The organism is Xylophilus sp. GW821-FHT01B05 (assembly GCA_038961845.1).
Lineage (GTDB): Bacteria > Pseudomonadota > Gammaproteobacteria > Burkholderiales > Burkholderiaceae_C > Xylophilus.
In genome coordinates this window covers 79824-96647 of record CP152408.1, presented here as the reverse complement: position 1 = coordinate 96647, position 16824 = coordinate 79824, and the positions used below count along the sequence as shown (strand labels likewise).

Here is a 16824-nt window from a genome sequence, read left to right as displayed (position 1 = left end):
GCGGGTTGTTGCTCACGCCTACTGAAAGGCGTCACCCCGGCCAAATTTGTAAATTTTGTGAGAAAAAACCTCCGGGGCTCTGTATTTTCGGCCGCGGTTCGCATCGCTGTAGGGGTGATTCCACGTACGAACCAACTGTTACGGTTTCCAGCGGCGCAGCAACAATGCATTGGCCATGACGCTGACCGAGCTGAGCGCCATGGCCGCCCCCGCCACCACCGGGCTCAGCAGGCCGAAGGCCGCCAGCGGTATGCCCGCCACGTTGTAGACAAAGGCCCAGAACAGGTTTTGCCGGATCTTGGCCACGGTGCGGCCGGCAATATCCAGCGCCGCGCCCACCAGCGCCAGGTCGGGCCGCATCAGGGTGATGCCGGCGGCGTGCATGGCCACGTCGGTGCCGCTGCCCATGGCAATGCCCACATCGGCCGCCGCCAGCGCCGGCGCATCGTTGACGCCGTCGCCCACCATGGCCACCACATGGCCGCCGGCCTGCAGGCCGCGCACCGCGTCCACCTTGCCGGCCGGCAGTACCTCGGCCTGCACCTCGGACGGCCGCAGGCCCAGGCGCTCGCCCATGGCCAGCGCCGCGCCCCGGTTGTCGCCCGACACCAGCGCCAGCCGCAGCGGCCGCGCGCGCAGGGCGGCCAGGGCTTCGCGCGCACCGACGCGCGGTGTGTCGGCAAAGGCCAGCAGGGCCAGCAGTTGGTCGCCTTCGGCCAGCGCCGACAGCGTGGCGCCGCCTTGCTGCAGATCAGCCACGCGGGCGGCCTGCGCGCCCAGGTCCACGCCCAGCTCCTCCATCCAGCGCAGGCTGCCCAGGCGCAGGCGCCGGCCGTCCACCAGGCCTTCGATGCCGCGTCCTGGCACGGCTTGCAGATCCTGCGCGGGTTGCACCTCAATGGCACGCTCAGCCGCTGCTGCCAACACCGCCCGTGCGAGTGGATGCTCGCTTCCTGCCTGCAGGGCAGCCGCCAGCCGCAGTGCAGAACCCTCTTCACAAGCTGTGGATAAGTCCAACGCGGTGAGGCGTGGCCGGCCCAGGGTCAGGGTGCCGGTCTTGTCGAAGGCCACGGTGTCCACGCGCTGCGCGCGCTCCAGCGCCTCGGCGTCACGGATCAGAATGCCGTGGCGCGCCGCCACGCCGGTGCCGGCCATGATGGCTGCCGGCGTCGCCAGGCCCAGCGCGCAGGGGCAGGCAATCACCAGCACCGCCACTGCGTGCACCAGCGCCACTTCCGCGCCCTGCCCGGCCAGCATCCAGCCAAGGGCGGTGAGCACGGCAATCACCAGCACCACCGGCACGAAGACGGCGGCCACCTTGTCCACCGTGCGCTGGATCGGGGCCTTGGCGGCCTGGGCGTCTTCCACCAGCCGGATGATGCGGGCCAGCACGGTCTCGGCGCCGGCGGTCGAGACCTCCATCACCAGCCGGCCGTCGCCGTTGACTGCGCCGCCAGTGAGCGTGTCGCCCTCGGACTTATCCACAGGCAGCGGCTCGCCGGTGAGCATGGATTCGTCGGCCTGCGAACGGCCCTCCAGCACGCGGCCGTCGGCCGGGATGCGCTCGCCCGGGCGCACCGCCAGCCGGTCGCCCACCAGCAGCTCGGCCACCGGCAGCTCGATTTCCCGGCCGTTGCGCAGCACATGCGCCGTCTCTGGCCGCAGCGCCTGCAGCGCGCGGATGGCCGAGGTGGTCTGGTGCTTGGCGCGCGACTCCAGCCATTTGCCCAGCAGCACCAGGGTGATGACCACGGCCGAGGCCTCGAAGTACAGATGCGGCATCTCCCCCGGCGCGGCGCGCCACCACAGCCAGAGCGACAACCCAAACGCCGCCGAGGTGCCCAGCGCCACCAACAAATCCATATTGCCGGCGCCCGCTTTGGCCGCATGCCAGCCGGCGCGGTAAAAGCGCGCACCCAGCCAGAACTGCACCGGCGCGGCCAGCAGCAACTGCGCCCAGGCCGGCAGCATCCAGTGCAGGCCGGCCCATTCGGCAAACATCGGCAGCAAGAGCGGCGCCGACAGCACAAAGCCCAGCGCCACCGGGCCAAAGCCGGCCCAGGGCGAGGCGTTTTCCACCGCCTGCGCCTGCTCAGGTGTGCGCGGCTCGTAGCCGGCATCGCGCACGGCGCGGCGCAGGCGCGCCTGCCACTGCGCGGCGTCCATGCCGCCGCCCTGCACCGTGACGCGGGCCGATTCGGTCGCCAGGTTGACGGCGGCGGCCTCCACGCCCGGCACGGCTTTCAGCGCCCGCTCGACACGCGCCACACAAGAGGCGCAGGTCATGCCGCCCACGGAAATATCGGCCGAGAGGGTGTTGCTTGCAGTGTTCATAAGGCGAGCCTAAAGCCTCACACCATGGCAAGGTCAAGCGCTTGACCTTGCCACCGTGGCAGGGTTCAAACTCGCAGCTACCCCATTCAAACCAAGGAGTCTTCCCATGAGCCAACAATTCCAGGTCGAAGGCATGAGCTGCGGCCACTGCTCGCAAGCCGTGCAAAACGCCGTGCAGGCCGCTGACCCGCAAGCCCAGGTCAAGGTTGACCTGCCCACCGGCCATGTCGATGTTGTAAGCACACACTCACGTGAAAGCCTGCGCCTGGCCATCGAGGGTGCGGGCTACAAGGCATCGTGAGCACGGCTGCCGCGGTCCCGGAAGCCGGCGCCACTATAGGCGCCGCGGCCCGGCGCTCGGGCGTGTCGGCACGCATGGTGCGCCACTACGAGGCGCTGGGCCTGCTGCCGCCGGTAGCCCGCACCGACAGCGGCTACCGCCTGTACGGCGAGCCCGAGGTGCACACCCTGCGCTTCATCAAGCGCGCCCGCGACCTGGGCTTTTCCATGGCCGAGATCGGCGAGCTGGTCGGCCTCTGGCACGACCGCAGCCGCGCCAGCGCCCAGGTCAAGCGCATCGCCCAGGCGCACATCAGCGACCTGGCCCGCCGCATCGCCGACATGCAGGCCATGCAGCGCACGCTGGAAGGCCTGGTGTCCTGCTGCCACGGCGACAGCCGGCCGGACTGCCCGATCCTGGACGACCTGGCGGGCGCCGCCCCCCGATAGACGCGCCGGCTGGTTACAGTCCCGGCATGGACCCCGGCGCGCTTGAATACTTCCACCTGGTCGCCCACAGCGGCAGCATTTCGCGGGCGGCCGGCGTGCTGGGCATGGAGCCGTCCACGCTGACCCGCCACATCGGCCGGCTGGAAGAAGAAGCCGGCGTGAAGCTGTTCCACCGCAGCGGCCGCGGCATGGTGCTGACGGATGCCGGCGCGCTGCTGCTGCCCGAGGCGCAAAAGCTGGTCGATGCGCTGCAGCACACGCGCCGCGTGGCGGCCGACCTGGCCGCCGGCGGCCCTTCGCAGATCGTGCTGGCGGCCCAACCGACCATTGCCCAGGTCAGCTTTGGGGCGCTGGGCCATGCGCTCAAGGCGCGCTTCCCGCGCGCCCGCATCCGGCTGGCCGAGGGCTTGGGCCACCAACTGGTGGACTGGCTGCAAGAGGGCAAGATCGACGTCGCCCTGCTCTACGTGCCGACCCAGTCGCGCATCGTCGACCACGACCTGCTGCTGCAAGAGCCGCTGCACTGCGTGCTGCCCCCCGGCCACAAGCGGCCGGTGGAACCGCTGCCCATTGCCGCGCTGCTGGACCTGCCGCTGGTGCTGCCCAGCACGCCGCACGGCCTGCGCGGCCTGGCCGAGAGCTGGGCGCAGCGCCACGGCAAGCGCCTGAACCTCGCCTTGGAATGCGACGGCTCCACCTTCATGACGCGCCGCCTGGTCCAGGCCGGCCATGGCTGCACCCTGCTGCCGCTGGCCGCCGTGCAGGAAGAGGTAGAGCGCGGCCTGCTGCAAGCCGTGCGCCTGGAAGGCGACGAGGCGCTGCGCACGGTGGCCGTGGCCACCGCCCTCAACCGGCCGCCCGCCAACGGCCTGTGGGAGACAACCCAGCTGCTGCGCCAGGTGATTGCCACGCTGGTGGCCGGCGGCCATTGGCCCGGCGTCAGCCGCATGGCTGGCTGAGCCCAGCGCTTTCGGCAAGTCTGCACTGCGGGAATGGCGGTGCGCAAAGCCGTGGCGCTTCCTAGACTGCGGCTTCCATCGTCAGGACCCGCACCATGCTCCAGGAACCCGAACTCCGCGCCGCCGCCCCCGGCCACACCTCCACCAAAGCCCGTACGGCCGGCCAGGTGCTGGTCGATTCGCTGCGCCTGCACGGTGTAGACCGCGTCTTTTGCGTGCCGGGCGAAAGCTACCTGGCCGTGCTCGATGCGCTGCACGACGTGCAGGACAGCATCCAGCTGGTGGTGGCCAAGCACGAAGGCGGCGCGGCCAACATGGCCGAGGCCGACGGCAAGCTCACCGGCCGCCCCGGCATCTGCATGGTGACGCGCGGCCCGGGTGCCACGCACGCCAGCATCGGCGTGCACACGGCGCAGCAAGACTCCACGCCCATGGTCCTGTTCGTGGGCCAGATCGCGCGCGGCCATGTCGGGCGCGAAGCCTTCCAGGAGGTCGACTACCACGCCATGTTCGGCAAGCTGGCCAAGTGGGTGGTGGAGGTGACCGACGCCTCGCGCATGGCCGAGATCGTGGCGCGCGCCTTTCACACCGCCGTCTCTGGCCGGCCCGGCCCGGTGGTGGTGTCCCTGCCCGAAGACATGCTGACCGAAGCCAGCAGCGTGCCGGCCTTTGTCTCTGCCCCGCTGGCGCCGGCGCTGCCCGCGCCCCAGGCGCTGCAGCAGATCGCCACGATGCTGGCCGCCGCCCAGCGCCCGCTGGTGGTGGTGGGCGGCAGCGCCTGGTCGCCAGAGGCGTCGGCCTCGCTGGCCGCCTTTGCCAGCGCCTGGAAGCTGCCGGTGGCCTGCTCCTTCCGCCGCCAGGACGCGCTGGACAACCGTCATCCGCAATACGTGGGCCACCTGGCGCTGGGCCTAAACCCGGCCCTGCGGCAGATGGTGGCCGAGGCCGACCTGATCCTGGCCCTGGGCACGCGCCTGGGCGACATCGCCACCGACGGCTACAGCCTGCTGCGGCCGCCAGTGCCGCAGCAAACGCTGATCCATGTGCATGTGGACGCCGCCGAGATCGGCCGCGTGTACCGCCCAACGCTGGGCGTGCAGGCCGACACCGCGCCCACGGCCGCGGCCCTGGCCGCCCTGCCCGCGCCGCCCCAGCGCCCCTGGGCCGACTGGGCGCGCGCCGCGCGTCAGACCCACGAGGCCTTCAGCCTGCCGCCGCAGCGCGCGCCCGAAGCCAGCGGCGTGGACATGGGCCTGGCCATGCAGCACCTGGGCCAGGTGCTGCCCGAGGACAGCATCCTCACCAACGGCGCCGGCAACTACTCGGTCTGGCTGCACCGCTTCTACCCCTACCGGCAGGCGCGCACCGAGCTCGCGCCCACCTGCGGCGCCATGGGCTACGGCCTGCCCGCCGCCGTGGCCGCGTCGCTGCGGCATCCCGGGCGCAGCGTGGTCTGCGTGGCGGGCGACGGCTGCTTCCTGATGTACCCGCAAGAGCTGGCCACCGCCGCAGAGTACGGCGGCAGCTTCATCGTGCTGGTGGTGAACAACGGCATGTACGGCACCATCCGCATGCACCAGGAGAACCACTACCCCGACCGCATCAGCGGCACGCGGCTGCAAGGGCCTGACTACGTGGCGCTGGCGCGGGCCTTTGGCGCGCATGCGGAGCGCGTCGCCGCCACCGCCGACTTTGCCCCGGCCCTGGAGCGGGCGCGCGCAGCCGGCGGCCTGGCCTTGCTGGAGCTGGTCACCGACCCACGGCAGATCACGCCCACCAAGCGTTTGGCATGAAAAGTGGCTTCAGCCCAGGCGCAGCCTTGGCATGTAGCTATCAATTTCAAAGCAAAAGCCATCATCACTATCAATTAGATAGCTAATAGCCCAGGCCCCGCCTGGGCTAGAGGCATATTTTGCTTAAATTTCTGGCGCCGCCGCCGTGGCACTGGCCTGCTCGCGCGTGAGCTGGACCGAGAAGGTGTAGCGGTCTGCCGGGTGCACGGTAATGCTCAGGTCGATCAATTGGCCCGCGCCGTCCAGGTAGCGGCGCACGATGCGCAGGGCCGGCGCGCCGGCCGGCGCCTGCAGCGCCTCGGCCAGCTCGGGCGGCACCAGCGCGCCTTGCACGTCTTGCCGCACCTGCGCCACGCGGCGGCCGTAGTGCGCCTCCAGCAGGGTGGACACCAGCATGTCGGGCGCCGCCTCTATGCGCGCGGGCAGGTCGGACACATCGCCCTGCTCGGCGTCCACATACACATCCGTCCAGCCCATGGGCAGGCCCGAGGGCGAGCCGTCCATGCGCACAAAGGACACGCGCAGCCAGCGCGAGCCCGGGGCGCAGCCCAGTTGCCCAGCCAACGCCCGGTCGGCCACCACCGTGGCCGTGCCGCGCAGCACTCGGGTGTGGGTGGCGCCGAAATGCACCAGGTCTTCCAGCGAGGTCAGTGACTGCCGGTAGTGGCCCGTGGGCGTGGCCGCCTCCACCCGCGTGCCGGCCTTGCGCCGGCGCGACACCAGGCCGAGCTGCTGCAGCTCGGTGATCGCCGCGCGAATGGTGTGGCGGCTCACGCCCAGTGATTCGGCCAGGTCCACCTCCTTCGGCAGCACCGTGCCCACCGGCATCTCGCCCGAGGCCATGCGGGCCGCCAGGTCGCGCGCGATCTGGGCGTAACGGGTATCGGCCATCAGCACGCCCCCCGTGGAAACCCCAGGGAACATTCAAGTCCGGTCATATTAAATTCCAATATTAAGTACGGACCTAATACCGGGTTCACCTTGTTTTCGTAGCTGCCCATGTCCTCTGCCTTCTCCGCCAGTACCGTTGTCGACTCGATTCTCTTCCGCGATGCCTTTGGCACCGCGGGCATGCGCGCCATCTTCTCCGACCACGCGCTGATCCAGCGCTATATCGACGCCGAGGTGGCCTTGGCCAAGGCCGAGGCGCGCTGCGGCGTGATCCCGGCCGAGGCCGCCGAGGTGATCGCCCGCGAGTCGCGCATCGAGCGCATCGACTTCGACCACATGCGCGAGGAAACCGACATCGTCGGCTACCCCATCCTGCCGCTGGTGCACCAGTTGGTCGCCATCTGTGGCGAGGCCGGCCGCTATGTGCACTGGGGCGCCACCACGCAAGACATCATGGATACGGCCGTCGCCCTGCAGGTGCGCGACGCACTCGACAGCATCGACGCCGACATCCGTGCGCTGCGCGCCATCCTGGCCGGCCTGGCCCAGAAGTACCGCGACACGCCCATGGCCGGCCGCACCCATCTGCAGCAGGCGCTGCCGGTGACCTTCGGCTACAAGGCCGCGATCTGGCTGGCCATGTTCGACCGCCACCAGCAGCGCCTGGCCGAGCTGCGCCCGCGCGTGGCGGTGCTTGAATTTGCCGGTGCCGCCGGCACGCTGGCTTCGCTGGGCGACAAAGGCTTTGCCGTGCAAGCCGCCATGGCCGAAGAACTGGGCCTGGGCGTGCCCGCCACCACCTGGCATGTGGCGCGCGACGGCTTTGCCGAAGCCGTGAACCTGCTGGCGCTCATCACCGGCTCGCTCGGCAAGATCGCGCTGGACATCATGATCATGGCGTCCACCGAGTTCGCCGAGGTGTATGAGCCCTTCGTCAAGGGCCGTGGTGCCAGCAGCACCATGCCGCAAAAGCGCAACCCCATCTCCAGCGAGCTGATGCTGGCGGCCTCCAAGGCCGTGCGCCAGCACGCCGGCCTGATGGTCGACGCCATGGTGCAGGACTTCGAGCGCGCCACCGGCCCCTGGCATGCCGAGTGGATCGCCATCCCCGAGAGCTTCATCCTCAGCGCCGGCGCGCTGCACCAGGCCAGGTTCGCCCTGGGCGGGCTGATCGTGGACGAGGCGCGCATGGCGCACAACCTCGGCATCACCAAGGGCCTGATCGTGGCCGAGGCCGTGATGATGGGCCTGGCCCCCTTCACCGGCCGCCAGCAGGCGCACGACATCGTCTACGACGCCTGCCGCACCGTGAACGAGCACGGCGGCACCCTGGCCGAGGCGCTGGCCGCCCTGCCCGCCGTCACCACGCACTTCGACCGCGCCGCCATCAACCGCCTGACCGACCCCGCCAACTACCTGGGCCTGGCGCCGCAAATGGTGGACCGCGCGCTGCAGCTGTCGGCGCAGATCTGATCCCGCTCAACACCTCGTAGAGGAGACATCGCTTGAAAGCACTGAAGAAAACCGCCACCGCCCTGGCCCTGGCCGCCGGCGCACTCACCCTGCACGCCACGGCACAGGCCCAGGCCTGGCCGGCGCGGCCCATCACCTGGATCGTGCCCTTTGCCGCCGGCGGCCCCACCGACGCGCTGGCGCGCGACATCGCCGACCGCACCGGCAAACAGCTGGGCCAGACCATCCTGATCGACAACGCCGCCGGCGCCGGCGGCACCATTGGCTCGGCCAAGGCGGCGCGCGCCGCGCCCGATGGCTATACCTTCCTGGTCGGCCACATGGGCTACATGGGCGCCGCGCCCGCGCTCTACAAAAAGCTCAGCTACGACCCGGTGAAGGACTTCGAGGCGGTGTTCCGCTTCCCCGACACGCCGCTGGTGCTGCTGGTGCCCACCAATTCGCCCTACAAGAACGCGGAAGAACTGGTGGCCTTCGGCAAGAAGAACCCGGGCCGCCTCAATTTCAGCAACGCGGGCGTGGGCTCGACCTCGCACCTGGTCGCGGCCTTGTTCGCCAGCAAGGCTGGTATGCAGATCACCTCCGTCGCCTACAAGGGCGCGGCCCCGGCCATGAACGACCTGATCGCCGGCCAGGTCGACGCCATGTTCGACCAGACCAACACCGCCCTGCCGCAGATCGGCCCACGCCTGAAAGCCATAGGCCTGACATCGGACAAGGAAATGGCGCAGTTCCCCGGCGTGCCCGCGCTCGGTGCCAAGGTGGTGCCGGGCTTCGAGACCGCCACCTGGTATGGCATCTACGCACCGCGCAACACGCCCAAGGACGTGGTCGAGAAGATGCACCAGGCCTACCTCAAGGCGCTGGACGACAAGGCCTGGACGCAGAAGATGGCGGCCCAGGGCATACGCCTGCTGCCGGTGGCCGACTACGCGCCCGCCGCCTTCGCCCGGCACACCGCGGCCGAAGTCGAGCGCTGGAAGAAGGTCGCGGCCGAGGCCAACATCAGCGTCGAATGAGCGCCACCCGCACCGAGCACGACGCCTTCGGCCCGGTCCAGATCCCCGCCGGCCGCTACTGGGGGGCGCAGACCCAGCGCGCGCTGGAGGTGTTCGACATCGGCGAAGAGCGCTTCCCGGCGCGGCTGCTGCACGCCTTCGGGCTGCAGAAGATCGCCGCCGCGCGCGCCAACCTGCGCTGCGGCACGCTTGATGCGGCGCTGGCCCAGGCCATCATCAACGCCGCCACCGAGCTGCGCGCAGGCCGCTTCGATGCCGACTTCCCGCTCACCATCTGGCAGACCGGCTCCGGCACCCAGACCAACATGAACGCCAACGAGGTCATTGCCAACCGCGCCAACGAGCTGCTGGGCCAGCCGCTGGGCAGCAAGCGGCCGGTGCACCCGAACGACCACGTCAACGCCTCGCAGTCGTCCAACGACAGCTTTCCCACGGTGATGCACATCGCCACCGCGCAAGAGCTGCACGAGCGCCTGCTGCCCGCGCTGGCGCTGCTGCGCGATCGCCTGCAAGAGCGCGCCCAGGCCTTTGCCGGCGTGCTCAAGGTCGCGCGCACCCACCTGATGGACGCCGTGCCCATGACCATGGGCCAGGCCTTCGACACCTTCGCCCGGCAGGCCGCGCTGGGACGCGAACGGCTGCTGGGCACGCTGCCGCGCCTGCTGGTGTTGCCCCAGGGCGGCACCGCGGCCGGCACCGGGATCAACGCGCCGCCGGGCTTCGATGTGGCCTTCTGCGAAGAGGCCAGCGTACTTGCCGGCCTGGCCTTTGTGCCCAACCCCAGCAAGTTCGAAGGCATGGGCGTGCACGACGCGCTGGTGGAGGTATCGGGCGCGCTCAACACCGTCGCCAGCTCATTGCTGAAGATCGCCAACGACATCCGCCTGCTGGGCTCGGGCCCGCGCTGCGGCCTGGGCGAATTGCGCCTGCCGGACGACGGCCTGACCTCATCCATCATGCCCGGCAAGCGCAACCCGACCATCGCCGAAGTGCTGGCACAGGCCTGCCTGCAGGTCATGGGCAACCACAGCACCATCACCCTGGCCAATGCCTCCGGCAACTTCGAACTCAACGTCGCCAAGCCGGTGCTGATCCACAACCTGCTGCAGTCGATCCGCGTGCTGGCCGATGCGGCCCGCGTCTTCGCCGAGCGCCTGGTGAAAGACCTGGAGCTGGACCACGCGCGCCTGGCCGCCAACGTCGAGCAGGCGCTGCTGGCGGTCACCGCGCTCAACCCGGTGCTGGGCTACGACCGCGTGGCACAGATCACCCGCAGCGCGCTGGAGCGCGGCACTAGCCCGCGCGCCGCGGCCCTGGCGCTGGGGCTCATCAGTGCCGAGGACTACGACCGCTTGGTGGACCCGGCCGCCATGGCTGCGCCGCATAGCTGACCGCCACAATGGGCGGCCCATGATCGCCCACTACGCCGACCACTTCGTGCTGCCGCTGCCGGCCGGCCACCGCTTCCCCATGGCCAAGTACGCGGCGCTGCGCGACCGGCTGCTGGCACAGTTCCCGGATATCCGCCTGCGCGAGGCGCCACCGGCCACCGACGGCGAGCTGGCCCTGGCGCACACGCCCAGCTACATCGCGGCGGTGGCGCAAGGCCTGCTGACGGCAGAGCAGCAGAAAGCCATCGGCTTTCCGTGGTCGCCGGCCATGGCCGAGCGCGCGCGGCGCTCAGTGGGCGGCACCATCGCCGCGCTGCGCACCGCGCTGGCGGACGGCCTCTCGGCCAACCTGGCCGGCGGCACCCACCATGCCAGCGCCGACGGCGGCAGCGGCTTCTGCGTGTTCAACGACGTGGCGGTAGCCGCGCGCGTAGTGCAGGCCGAGTGGGGACGCCGCACGCGCCGCGCCTGCCAGGTCGCCATCATCGACCTCGACGTACACCAGGGCGACGGCACGGCGCGCATCTTCCGGCGCGACCCGACCGTGTTCACGCTGTCGCTGCATGCCGAGCGCAACTTCCCCTTCGAGAAGCCGCCCGGCGACCTCGACGTGGGCCTGCCCGATGGCTGCGGCGACGCCGACTACCTGGCCGCGCTGGACCGCGCCCTGGCGCTGCTGGACGAACACTTCGCCGCCGACCTGGTGCTCTACCTGGCCGGCGCCGACCCGCACGAGGGCGACCGCCTGGGCCGGCTCAAGCTCAGCGACGCCGGCATGCAGGCGCGCGACCGCCGCGTATTCGACTGGGCCGGCCAGCGCCGGCTGCCGCTGGCCTTTGTCATGGCCGGCGGCTACGGCCGCGACATGGACACCACGCTGCGGGTGCAGACCGCCACCTACGGCGTGGCGCTGGAGGCCTACCGGCGCTGGCATGCCGAGGGTCGCCCCTAGCTGGTGCAAGGCGGTCCATAGGCGTCAAATGGCTCCATCCCCACCACCCACGGTGACGCCATGAAAACCCTGACTGACCAGCTCACGCAGTACGCCGCCTACCACCGCGACCGCCGCAACGTCGCCACGCATTTCGCCGGTATTCCCATGATCGTCGTCGCCGTGGCCATCCTGCTGGCCCGGCCCCGGCTTGAACTGCTGGGCGTCACCGTGTCGCCGGCCACGCTGGCGGTGCTGCTGTCGGCCATCTACTACCTGCGGCTGGATCTGCGCCTGGGCGCGGCCATGGCCGTGCTGCTGGCCGCTGCACTGGTGCTGGCGCAGACGCTGGCGGGCGCATCCACCACCGTCTGGCTCGCCAGCGGCATCGGCCTGTTCGTCGTCGGCTGGGTGCTGCAGTTCATCGGCCACTGGTTCGAGGGCCGCAAGCCGGCCTTCGTCGACGACATCATGGGCCTGATCATTGGCCCGCTGTTCGTCGCGGCCGAGGCCGGCTTTGCCTTTGGCTGGCGGCTGGAGCTGCAGCAGGCGATAGAGGCGCGCCTGCCACCCACTCCCAGCGCCATGCAGCACACGCAGCGCTCGGCCCATTCCTGATGGCGAGCCCGATCTTTCCCGGCCCGGTGCTGGTCATGGGCGCCGGCAATATCGGCTGCTTTCTGGGTGGCCAGTTGGCCGCTGCTGGCGCGCAAGTGAGCTTTGTCGTGCGCCCGCGTGTGCACACGGCGCTGGTGCAGCGCGGCCTCACGCTCACCGATCTCGACGGCTCACACCAACACTTGCCCGCATCGACCCTGCGGCTGCTGCCAAGCGTGCCGCATGGCGAGGCCTTCTCGTTGGTACTGCTCACGGTCAAGAGCGGCGCCACCGCCACAGCGGCAGCAGAACTGGCCGCATCGCTCGCACCCGGCACCCTGGTGCTATCACTGCAAAACGGTGTCGACAACGCCGCCATCGCGCAAGCTGCTGCGCCTGGCCTGCGCGTGCTGCCGGGCATGGTCCCCTACAACGTCGCAGAAGAAGGCCCAGGCCGCTACCACCGCGGCACCACCGGCCGGCTCGCCGCGCAAGACGATGCCGCGCTGCAGCCCTGGCTGCCCGGCTTCGCCCACGCCGGCCTGCCGCTGGAGCTGCACACCGACCTGCGGCCAGTGCTGTGGGGCAAGCTGCTGCTCAACCTCAACAACCCGGTCAATGCGCTGTCGGGTCTGCCGCTGCGCGACGAGCTGCTGGACCGCGGCTACCGCCGCTGCCTGGCCGGCCTGATGGAAGAAACGCTGAGCGTGCTGGCCCGCGCGGGCCTGCAGCCGGCGCCGGTATCGCCCGTGCCGCCGCGCTGGCTGCCGGCCTTGCTGCGCCTGCCCACGCCGCTGTTCCGCCTGCTGGCCGCGCGCATGCTGCGCATAGACGCCCGCGCCCGCTCCAGCATGGCCGACGACCTGCGCCTGGGCCGCACCAGCGAGATCGACGCACTATGCGGCGCCGTGGTCCGGCTGGCCCAGGCGCACGGCCTGGCGGCGCCGCGCAACCAGCACATGGTGGAGCTGATGCAACACCAGACCGAGCGGCCCCGGCCCATGCCATCGGCGCGGCTGCAGGCGGTGCTGGCCGGGTCTTAAGAGCATCTCTTTCAAGGTCTTGTCATGTATTTGGTAGTTCTTGTGACTTGCTGAGTTCCGGAGCCGGGACTCGCCCCGGCGGGGGCAACCAACAACCGAACAGCCGGCCCCCAGCGAGGGAGGGAGTAGTACCGGGGCCGAGCGTAGCGATGGCCCGACTGGCGGTCCCGGGTCCCCTCTGTGGCGTCGAGGAGCGGAGGAGTCGGCAGGTTGCCCGTAGCGCAGCGGAGGGACGGCGAGGACTGTTTGAGCGAAGCGAGTTCCGCAGCCACCTGCCGACTCTGAGCACCGGAGAGCAGTCCGCGCAGCGGACCGCCACAGTGGGGTCGCCTTTTCTTCGGTTACCTTCTTTTGGCGAAGCAAAAGAAGGTGACTGCGCCGCCGGGCGCACATCCCGGCACCCGCCGCCTGCAAGGCACACAGCGCAGGGATACCTCGAAGACCTTGAAAGGGCTGGGTCCTAAAACGGCCGCGGCGCCGCCGCCGGGTCCACCGGCGCCCGCGCCATCCACGCAATCAGCGAAGAGCGCATCGCCTCTTCCACCGACATCTCTATCGGCGTCACCCAGGATGCAGGCACAAACACGGTATAGCCGCCGATGTTGTAGCCCATGGGCAGATACACCGCCACCCGGTCGCCGGGCAGGAAGCCCTCTGGCAAGCCCTGCATGCCGCGCCGCGTGACCAGGCCCACCAGCTCCACCTCTTGCCCGGGCCGGCGCAGCAGCACCACTTGTTGCGCCTTTTGCTGGTTGCCCGCAGGGGTGAAGTAGTCGGCAAAGCTCTTCAGCGAAGAGTAGATGCTCTTGACCACCGGGATGTTGGTGAAGGGCAGCTCCACGAACCACAGCAGCCGCCGCACGTGCGCCACCGACACCAGGTAGCCCACGCCCACGATGAAGGCCACCGCGATCACCAGGCCCATGCCCGGTACGTGAAAGTCGCCAAACACCGGCCGCAGCACCGCCAGCGCCGTGGCCTCGACCCAGGCCAGGAACATGAACAAGAGGTAGAGCGTGAGCACCACCGGCAGCACGGTGATCAGGCCGCGCAGGAAGTATTGGGTCAGTCGTTTCATGGCAGGGACCTTCTGGGCATTGCCCTGTTGCGGCAGCATGGTAGCGCCCCCTGCCGCGCAGCATGTAGCGCAAAGTTCTGCGGCCGCGCCAATGCGAACGGCACCATGAAAAAAGCCCCGGCGGATGCTCGGGGCTTGTCTGTCCGCGCAGTGCAGATGGTCAGAACACCATGTCCTTGTCGACGTCGGTGGCCTTGCGGCGGGCCAGCGCCAGGTTGGACTTGGCCTTGTCCAGCACGAAGTAGATGAACACGCCGTCGCGGCGCGAGGACGGGCGAATGATGTGGTACTGCTTGCCCAGCGTGATCAGGATGTCCTCGATCACGTCGTTCAGGCCCAAAGCCTTCATCGTCTTCATCTTGGCGCGCACCACGTCCGTGTTGCCGGCGGCCGCCACTTCCATGTCCACGCCGGCGCCAGCGGAGCCCAGCATCATGCCGCTGGTGGAGTCCACCACGGCGGCGCACAGCGCGCCGTCGACCGCCAACAGCTCTTCGAGTGTTTGTTTGATGGTTGCCATTTCTTCCTTCTCTCGTTTCTCAGGTACGCAGGCTCCATGGGCCTGCGCGATAGGAGACTTGCGTCCCGAAAATCAAGGCGCCGACGGCGCCGCCAGCTGTTGCGACAGGGCACGCACCTGCTTCTGCGCCGACACCCAGTCGGTCTGGCGCAGCTCCCCCACGCAGATCACCAGCAACGGGGGGCTGGCCTGGCACGGCATCACGGCCAGCGCACCGCGCACGTGGTACATCACGGCGGCACTCAGCGGGCCCAGCGCGGCAAAGTGGGCTTGCAGGCGATGGTGCATGCGCCAGTAGTCCACGGCGGCCTCCCACAGGGCTTCTTCACCTTCGCCGTGGTGCAACAGCACCAGCCCGCTCTCGGACTCCACCAGCGCGCATCCACGAATGCCTGCCAATGTCACCAGGCGCTCCAGGGCCGACCGCAATGCGGCCTGCTTCATGCCGCGTCCGCAAAGCGCCGGGCGGCCTCGCTCACCTGCAGGCGCACCATGCCCAGCAACGCGCTGCGGTCGGTGACCACGGTCATCACCAGGTCGCCGCCAAACACCGGAATGGCGCGCGCCACCACGTAGCCGCCGCTGGATTCCAGCACCACGCCCTGCGTGTCGCCGATGTCGCAGCTGCGGCCAAGTTCGCAGGACAGCGCCACCAGGGAGCTGGTCATGGCCGCCACACGCGACGCGTCCAGATTGCGGCGGCAGGCGCGCGCCACATCGAAGCCGTCGATGGTGGCGAAGTGCACGGAGAACGCGCCGTCGAGCGAAGAGACGATCTCGTCAGCCAGCGACTGGGCCAGCGAGTAGCGGGGATGGGAAATTGTCATGAAGCGTGAGAAAAAACAGTCCGCAGGGTCAGCCCGCACTGTCGACCAAATTGAGCAAGGCGTCGACGAGCAACAGCACGTCGTCACGCTGGCGCACGTCCACCGCCAGCACCGGGCACACCAGCCCCCGTGCGGCCAATGCCTGCGCGTAGTCGTCGAGCGAGGGCAGCGGGTGTGCGTCGGTACGGCCCACGCCCAGCACCAGCGCGGTGCTTGCATCGGGTGCCAGCACGTCGAGGTAGGTGGCCATGTCGGCCAGCGGATCGGCGGCGGAGTTGTCGGCGAGGTAGACCACGCCCAGCGCGTTCTGCGCCAGCACGCGCCACATGAAGTCGAAGCGCGCCTGGCCGGGCGTGCCGAAGAGCCGCACGCGGTCACCCTCGCCCAGGTCGATTTCGCCAAAGTCCATGCCGACGGTGGTCATCTCCTTGTGCAAGGTCGGGTCGCTGTTGCGCACATCGGTCACCACCGGTGCCACGTCGCTGATGACGCCGATGGCGGTGGTCTTGCCCGCGCCTGGCGGGCCGCTGAAAAGAATCTTGTACTCAGCCACGCGGGCCTCCTGCAATGCCCAGCCGCGCGCGCAAGCGCTGCACCAGCCCGCTGCGCACTGGCGTTACCGCCGCGCCCGAAGGCTCTACCGTGCCAGGCCGCGCGGCCTGGGCAAGGTTGGCCACGGGCTCGCCACCGGGGTTCTCGACGATGCCCAGCGCCTGCATTGAATCGACGAAGTCCACGCAACGCTCCATGGGCACGTTGCTCATCAGGCTCAGGCGCGAGAGCGTGACCGGGCGCGACATGAAGCTCGCCAGCCGCGGGTAGTACTTGTGCTCCATCAGGGCCAGCGCCGGAGGCCAGCGCTTGAGGCGCAGCTCCACCTGCTGGGCGACGCGGTTGCCGGCCGCAGCCGGCGCCCGGGGCACCAACGCATTGCCCAGCATCTGCTCGACCTGGCCCAGTGCAACGACGAAATCCTCCATCTGCAACGGCAGCGGCAACACCGCGTCGGGCAGGCCTGATCCGGGGCAGCCCAGCAGCAGCGACTGCACAGCCACGCTACCGCCGACAGGGGCACGCAGCACGGCGTCGGCCTGGCCGTCCTCCACGCAGTGCCAATTCGCGGTAAAGCGCGCATCGGCAATCACGAGGAAGGTATTGATCTGCGCAGCCATGCGTGGAGCAAGGCCGGTACAGCGCAGGAGGTAGTTGGATCGTGTGGCGCCGGTTTTCATGAAAAGC

The 16824-nt window shown here is 69.6% G+C and carries 18 protein-coding genes; 10 read left to right on the top strand and 8 right to left on the bottom strand.

Annotated elements, in window-relative coordinates; genetic code table 11:
- Window positions 1-138 precede the first annotated feature (138 nt).
- The gene (locus AAFF27_00455) at window positions 139-2334 is read right to left on the bottom strand and encodes a heavy metal translocating P-type ATPase (protein XAH23694.1); all 2196 of its coding nucleotides are present in this window, start codon (window positions 2332-2334) and stop codon (window positions 139-141) included.
- Window positions 2335-2440: 106 nt separating this feature from the next.
- On the opposite strand from AAFF27_00455, the gene AAFF27_00450 reads away from it, so the two are divergent.
- The 4 genes from AAFF27_00450 (at window position 2441) to AAFF27_00435 (ending at window position 5815) form a co-directional block, all read left to right on the top strand.
- Window positions 2441-2635, top strand: a complete 195-nt coding sequence (locus AAFF27_00450) for a cation transporter (protein XAH23693.1) — start codon at window positions 2441-2443, stop codon at window positions 2633-2635.
- A complete protein-coding gene (gene cueR, locus AAFF27_00445) occupies window positions 2632-3063 on the top strand; it encodes a Cu(I)-responsive transcriptional regulator (GenBank protein XAH23692.1) in 432 nt (143 codons plus the stop codon). Before AAFF27_00450 ends, cueR begins: the two co-directional genes overlap by 4 nt.
- Before the next feature lie 26 nt (window positions 3064-3089).
- On the top strand, window positions 3090-4022 hold the full coding sequence (locus AAFF27_00440) for a LysR family transcriptional regulator (protein ID XAH23691.1): 933 nt from the start codon (window positions 3090-3092) through the stop codon (window positions 4020-4022).
- Between the two features lie 95 nt (window positions 4023-4117).
- A complete protein-coding gene (locus AAFF27_00435) occupies window positions 4118-5815 on the top strand; it encodes a thiamine pyrophosphate-binding protein (protein XAH23690.1) in 1698 nt (565 codons plus the stop codon).
- Between the two features lie 123 nt (window positions 5816-5938).
- Here AAFF27_00435 and AAFF27_00430 read toward each other — a convergent pair whose 3' ends face one another.
- Complete coding sequence (locus AAFF27_00430) at window positions 5939-6706, bottom strand: GntR family transcriptional regulator (protein ID XAH23689.1); 768 nt, start codon at window positions 6704-6706, stop codon at window positions 5939-5941.
- A gap of 108 nt (window positions 6707-6814) precedes the next feature.
- Here AAFF27_00430 and AAFF27_00425 point away from each other — a divergent pair, with 108 nt between their 5' ends.
- The 6 genes from AAFF27_00425 (at window position 6815) to AAFF27_00400 (ending at window position 13160) form a co-directional block, all read left to right on the top strand.
- Window positions 6815-8179 carry an adenylosuccinate lyase family protein gene (locus tag AAFF27_00425; protein ID XAH23688.1) on the top strand — a complete coding sequence of 455 codons (1365 nt, stop codon included), beginning with the start codon at window positions 6815-6817 and terminating at the stop codon, window positions 8177-8179.
- 62 nt (window positions 8180-8241) lie between these two features.
- Window positions 8242-9198 carry a tripartite tricarboxylate transporter substrate-binding protein gene (locus tag AAFF27_00420; GenBank protein ID XAH26347.1) on the top strand — a complete coding sequence of 319 codons (957 nt, stop codon included), beginning with the start codon at window positions 8242-8244 and terminating at the stop codon, window positions 9196-9198.
- Window positions 9195-10589 (top strand): class II fumarate hydratase, encoded by a 1395-nt coding sequence (locus AAFF27_00415; GenBank protein XAH23687.1) that lies wholly within the window; start codon window positions 9195-9197, stop codon window positions 10587-10589. The genes AAFF27_00420 and AAFF27_00415 overlap by 4 nt, the downstream gene beginning before the upstream one ends.
- 19 nt (window positions 10590-10608) lie before the next feature.
- Complete coding sequence (locus AAFF27_00410) at window positions 10609-11541, top strand: histone deacetylase (GenBank protein ID XAH23686.1); 933 nt, start codon at window positions 10609-10611, stop codon at window positions 11539-11541.
- Window positions 11542-11601: 60 nt separating this feature from the next.
- Window positions 11602-12138: an Mpo1-like protein gene (locus AAFF27_00405; protein ID XAH23685.1), complete on the top strand. Its 537-nt coding sequence runs from the start codon at window positions 11602-11604 to the stop codon at window positions 12136-12138.
- Window positions 12138-13160 (top strand): 2-dehydropantoate 2-reductase, encoded by a 1023-nt coding sequence (locus AAFF27_00400; GenBank protein ID XAH23684.1) that lies wholly within the window; start codon window positions 12138-12140, stop codon window positions 13158-13160. The genes AAFF27_00405 and AAFF27_00400 overlap by 1 nt, the downstream gene beginning before the upstream one ends.
- 460 nt (window positions 13161-13620) lie before the next feature.
- Here the strand turns inward: AAFF27_00400 and AAFF27_00395 are convergent, their stop codons facing one another.
- The 6 genes from AAFF27_00395 to AAFF27_00370 all read right to left on the bottom strand — a co-directional run bounded on the left by AAFF27_00395 (window position 13621) and on the right by AAFF27_00370 (window position 16757).
- Window positions 13621-14238 carry a DUF502 domain-containing protein gene (locus tag AAFF27_00395; GenBank protein XAH23683.1) on the bottom strand — a complete coding sequence of 206 codons (618 nt, stop codon included), beginning with the start codon at window positions 14236-14238 and terminating at the stop codon, window positions 13621-13623.
- Window positions 14239-14398: 160 nt separating this feature from the next.
- Window positions 14399-14758, bottom strand: coding sequence for a hypothetical protein (locus AAFF27_00390; GenBank protein ID XAH23682.1), 360 nt, complete (start codon window positions 14756-14758; stop codon window positions 14399-14401).
- A 72-nt stretch (window positions 14759-14830) separates the two neighbouring features.
- Window positions 14831-15202 carry a hypothetical protein gene (locus tag AAFF27_00385; protein ID XAH23681.1) on the bottom strand — a complete coding sequence of 124 codons (372 nt, stop codon included), beginning with the start codon at window positions 15200-15202 and terminating at the stop codon, window positions 14831-14833.
- The gene (locus AAFF27_00380; GenBank protein XAH23680.1) at window positions 15199-15585 is read right to left on the bottom strand and encodes a hypothetical protein; all 387 of its coding nucleotides are present in this window, start codon (window positions 15583-15585) and stop codon (window positions 15199-15201) included. Before AAFF27_00380 ends, AAFF27_00385 begins: the two co-directional genes overlap by 4 nt.
- Window positions 15586-15613: 28 nt before the next feature.
- Window positions 15614-16138, bottom strand: a complete 525-nt coding sequence (locus AAFF27_00375; protein ID XAH23679.1) for an ATP/GTP-binding protein — start codon at window positions 16136-16138, stop codon at window positions 15614-15616.
- On the bottom strand, window positions 16131-16757 hold the full coding sequence (locus tag AAFF27_00370; protein ID XAH23678.1) for a hypothetical protein: 627 nt from the start codon (window positions 16755-16757) through the stop codon (window positions 16131-16133). Before AAFF27_00370 ends, AAFF27_00375 begins: the two co-directional genes overlap by 8 nt.
- Between the last annotated feature and the right edge of the window lie 67 nt (window positions 16758-16824).

Coding starts and splice junctions, on each gene's coding strand:
- AAFF27_00440 (XAH23691.1), top strand. CDS start 3,090: ATGGACCCCGGCGCGCTTGAATACTTCCACCTGGTCGCCCACAGCGGC.
- AAFF27_00425 (XAH23688.1), top strand. CDS start 6,815: ATGTCCTCTGCCTTCTCCGCCAGTACCGTTGTCGACTCGATTCTCTTC.
- AAFF27_00405 (XAH23685.1), top strand. CDS start 11,602: ATGAAAACCCTGACTGACCAGCTCACGCAGTACGCCGCCTACCACCGC.
- AAFF27_00455 (XAH23694.1), bottom strand. CDS start 2,334: ATGAACACTGCAAGCAACACCCTCTCGGCCGATATTTCCGTGGGCGGC.
- AAFF27_00370 (XAH23678.1), bottom strand. CDS start 16,757: ATGGCTGCGCAGATCAATACCTTCCTCGTGATTGCCGATGCGCGCTTT.
- AAFF27_00410 (XAH23686.1), top strand. CDS start 10,609: ATGATCGCCCACTACGCCGACCACTTCGTGCTGCCGCTGCCGGCCGGC.
- AAFF27_00415 (XAH23687.1), top strand. CDS start 9,195: ATGAGCGCCACCCGCACCGAGCACGACGCCTTCGGCCCGGTCCAGATC.
- AAFF27_00435 (XAH23690.1), top strand. CDS start 4,118: ATGCTCCAGGAACCCGAACTCCGCGCCGCCGCCCCCGGCCACACCTCC.
- AAFF27_00395 (XAH23683.1), bottom strand. CDS start 14,238: ATGAAACGACTGACCCAATACTTCCTGCGCGGCCTGATCACCGTGCTG.
- AAFF27_00450 (XAH23693.1), top strand. CDS start 2,441: ATGAGCCAACAATTCCAGGTCGAAGGCATGAGCTGCGGCCACTGCTCG.
- AAFF27_00380 (XAH23680.1), bottom strand. CDS start 15,585: ATGACAATTTCCCATCCCCGCTACTCGCTGGCCCAGTCGCTGGCTGAC.
- AAFF27_00400 (XAH23684.1), top strand. CDS start 12,138: ATGGCGAGCCCGATCTTTCCCGGCCCGGTGCTGGTCATGGGCGCCGGC.
- AAFF27_00385 (XAH23681.1), bottom strand. CDS start 15,202: ATGAAGCAGGCCGCATTGCGGTCGGCCCTGGAGCGCCTGGTGACATTG.
- AAFF27_00390 (XAH23682.1), bottom strand. CDS start 14,758: ATGGCAACCATCAAACAAACACTCGAAGAGCTGTTGGCGGTCGACGGC.
- AAFF27_00430 (XAH23689.1), bottom strand. CDS start 6,706: ATGGCCGATACCCGTTACGCCCAGATCGCGCGCGACCTGGCGGCCCGC.